This window comes from Microbispora sp. NPDC049633 (assembly GCF_040675265.1).
GTDB lineage: Bacteria > Actinomycetota > Actinomycetes > Streptosporangiales > Streptosporangiaceae > Microbispora > Microbispora maris.
In genome coordinates this window covers 1-3,381 of the sequence record NZ_JBFAOO010000363.1, presented here as the reverse complement: position 1 = coordinate 3,381, position 3,381 = coordinate 1, and the positions used below count along the sequence as shown (strand labels likewise).

Sequence of the window (3,381 nt, the reverse complement as noted above, 5' to 3'; positions counted from 1 at the left end):
CGCCGTGGTGGTTGTGGGTGGGGGCGGCCGTGCTGTCCCCCGCCGGGCGGGTTGGCGGTCGCCCTTCTCCGGGCGACCGCGGCGGCTCAGACCTTGCGGTATCCGGGGACCCAGGCGCCGTCCTCGACCACGTAGTCGCCGAACAGCGCCGGGGCCTCCTCCCGCATGATCTCCCCGATCCGGCCGAAGACGACGCGGATCTCCTCCTCGGCGCCGGCGGCCGTACGGGCCTCGATCGTGTGCCGCAGGGTGCGCACGTTGGCCGTCCAGACCAGACCGGTCGCGACGCCCTCGGGCGCGAAGCGGCGCATGAACGAGGTGCGGTGCTTCTTCTCCGCGAACGGCACGCCGTCCTCGTCCAGCCCGAAGTGGGCCGCCATCCAGGTCTGGAACTCCTCCATCCGGTCGAGCATCTCGGTCGCCCGCTTCATCAACTCGGCGTCCTCGCGCGCCCACTCGGGGAACCAGAACGGGATGTCGCTCAGCCGGACGAACCGCAGCGACTCCTGCGAGATCGCCACCCCGGGCCGGTGCCGCACCAGCTCGTGGGTAAACACCCGTGAGACGTTGTGCAGCACGAAGCTGAAGCTGATGTGCTCCAGCACACTGCCGTGCGCGGACGCGAGGATGTTGCGCAGGTACGCCTCCTGGTCGGTGCGCACCCTCGTGACGTTCGGGTTCAGCCCCGGCTCGAACGACCGGTAGCACAGCCGCCCCGCGAACTCGGCGAGGTTCTGGGCGTCGAACTCGCCGCGCTCCAGCCGCTCCAGCCAGCTCTCCCCGCCGATCTCCTGAAGGTAGCGGGCCAGCTCGTCGTAGTCGACGGACGGTTTGGCGACGAGGAAGACCTCGGGCTCGACGCTGCGCATGCACAATCCCCGTGAAGTGGTGCCGGTTGGTGACCGTCCAAGCAAACCAGTTCGAGCCCACGATCGCGACCCGGCCCCCGATCGGCGGTGGTCAGGTGATGTCCCGCCGGACCGTGGTGGCGGTGGCCACCGCGGCGAACAGCAGGCCGTAGGCGACCAGGACGAGGGCGCCCGCCCAGGCGGGCAGCCATTCGGGCCGGCCCAGGCCGGTGTCCACGTCGATGCTCATCAGCGCCTGGGCCGCGCCGGCCGGCAGCCACTTGCCCACGCCGTGCAGCGCGGGGATCGCCGTGAAGATGCTCTCGACCACGTACGACCAGACGATGGCGGCCACGATGCCCGCGATCTGGTTGCGGACGAGCGCCCCCAGGCCGATGCCGAACAGCGCGTACAACGCCAGGGTCGCGAGGATGCCGATGCTGATCTGCGGGACCCGCGAGGCCGACAGCGAGAACTCGCCTCCGGCGATCGTCACGGCCGGGATCACCGTGACCGCCTGGAAGACCAGCACGGCCAGGCCGAACAGCGCCCCCACGATCAGCCCGGCCACCAGCTTGGCGACGATCACCAGGCCGCGCCGGGGGGTGACGAGGAAGGTCCCGGTGATCGTCTGATAGCGGTACTCGGAGGTCATCAGGACGACGCCGAGGATCATCACGAAGATCCCGGCGCTGGACCCGCCCGACCAGGCGATCTCCGTCCACTGCGCGGTGTCCAGCGCGGGCAGCGCGCCGCCGTTCTGGCTCACCCCCGCGAACGCCATGAGGAAGCCCAGGCTCACCCCGACGAGCAGCAACGTGACGATCAGCATGATCCACCACAGCCGGGTGGTGAACAGCTTGCGCAGCTCGGCCCTGACGAGGCCGGGGATGTCACTCATCGCCCCTCCGTAAGCTCGAGGAAGACCTTCTGCAGGTCGGACCGCTCCTGCGCCACCTCGGTGAGCACGATCCGCCGGTCCAGGGCGACCTGGCCGATGGTCTCCGCGTCCAGCCCGCGCACCCGCAGCAGGCCGTCGTCCACGCGTTCGATCGAGGCGCCCGCCGACTCCAGCGCGGGGGCGAGGTCGGCGGCCTGGGCGCTGCGCACCCGGATCACCTCTCCTCCGTTGCTGGTGAGCTCGGCGAGGCTGCCCTGACGGACCAGGCGGCCCTTGGCGATGATCACGACGTTGTCGACGGTCTGCTCGACCTCGGCCAGCACGTGGCTGGAGACGAGCACCGCCGCCCCCTCGTCGTGGGCGAGGTGGCGCAGGAACCCGCGCAGCCACTCGATGCCCGCGGGGTCGAGGCCGTTGGCGGGCTCGTCCAGGATGTACACCCGGGGCCGGCCGAGCAGGGCCGAGGCGAGCGCGAGCCGCTGGCGCATGCCCAGCGAGAAACCGAGCACGCGCTTGTTCGCGGCGTCCGCGAGGCCGACCTGCTCGAGCGCCTCGTCGGCGCGGGCGTCGGGCAGCCCGGCCGCCGTGCACAGGACGCGCAGGTGGTTGCGGGCGGTGCGGCCGGGGTGGAAGTTCGTGGCCTCCAGCACGGCGCCGACCTCGGTCACCGGACGGGGGAGCGTGACGTAGCGCTCGCCGTTCACCAGCGCCTCACCCGAGTCGGGGGTGACCAGGCCGAGCAGGGAGCGGAGCGTGGTCGTCTTACCGGCTCCGTTGGGACCGAGATATCCGGTGACGGATCCGGCCTCGACGCTGAACGAAACGCCGTCCACGGCCCTCACCGGCCCGAACGACTTAATCAGATTTTTTATCTCTATAGCAGCCATCGGGCGCGATTATTCCGTGCCGTAGATAGCAAATCATCCTCATAAAGGAGGATCGTTTCGGCTCCGACGGATCCGGGATTTCAGAGGCGGTAGACGCGGCGGGCGTTGCCCGCGCCGATCATGTGGGCGATCCGGGCCGCGTCGGCCGTGCTCCACTCGCCCTCGGCGATCCGGTCGCCGAGCACTCGGGCCAGACCCCGGCGGTGGTGAAGCGCGCCCAGGAAGCACAGCTCGGCGGCGCCGTGACAGCCGGAACCGTACATCTGCTTGTGGAACGGGACGAGTTCGAGCAGCTCACGCAGGACGTGGGCGGAACCCGCGGCGGTGTGCGCGACGGCGGGCCCCGCGTCGACGTACACGTGCGGGAAGACGCCCGCCAGGTACGCCGCCTGCCGGTGGTAGGGGTAGCAGTGCAGCAGGACGACCGGCACCCCGAGCGGGGCGAGGGCGCGCACGAACCCCGTCAGCAGCGCGGGATCGGCCAGGTGAGCGGCGGCCCCGGCGTCGCCCGGGCCCGTGCCGGCCGGACCCGCGCCGGCCGGCCCCCAGCCGGACAGACCCCCGCAGGACAAGCCACAGTGGAACTGCAGCGGCAGGCCGCGCTCCCTGGCGACGTCGACCGCCGCCCAGAGCAGGTGCCGTACGAGGACGGGGTCGTCCAGGCGGGCCTTGGCCGTTCGTCGGCAACGCCGCGGTCATCCCGGCGGGCACGCGGATGGGACCGGGGTCCCTGGTGGGCGTCAGC

Annotated in this window: 4 protein-coding genes; all 4 read right to left on the bottom strand. The window is 71.3% G+C overall.

Going from position 1 to position 3,381, the window contains the following annotated elements:
* Positions 1–86 precede the first annotated feature (86 nt).
* The 4 genes from thyX to AB0J39_RS38805 all read right to left on the bottom strand — a co-directional run bounded on the left by thyX (position 87) and on the right by AB0J39_RS38805 (position 3,298).
* A complete protein-coding gene (thyX, locus tag AB0J39_RS38820) occupies positions 87–869 on the bottom strand; it encodes an FAD-dependent thymidylate synthase (protein ID WP_363474114.1) in 783 nt (260 codons plus the stop codon).
* A gap of 91 nt (positions 870–960) precedes the next feature.
* Positions 961–1,749: an ABC transporter permease gene (locus AB0J39_RS38815; protein ID WP_363474112.1), complete on the bottom strand. Its 789-nt coding sequence runs from the start codon at positions 1,747–1,749 to the stop codon at positions 961–963.
* On the bottom strand, positions 1,746–2,582 hold the full coding sequence (locus AB0J39_RS38810) for an ATP-binding cassette domain-containing protein (protein WP_363474110.1): 837 nt from the start codon (positions 2,580–2,582) through the stop codon (positions 1,746–1,748). Before AB0J39_RS38810 ends, AB0J39_RS38815 begins: the two co-directional genes overlap by 4 nt.
* A 134-nt stretch (positions 2,583–2,716) precedes the next feature.
* Entirely contained in the window at positions 2,717–3,298 is a 582-nt protein-coding gene (locus tag AB0J39_RS38805; RefSeq protein ID WP_363474116.1) for an amidohydrolase family protein, read from the bottom strand.
* Positions 3,299–3,381: the final 83 nt, after the last annotated feature.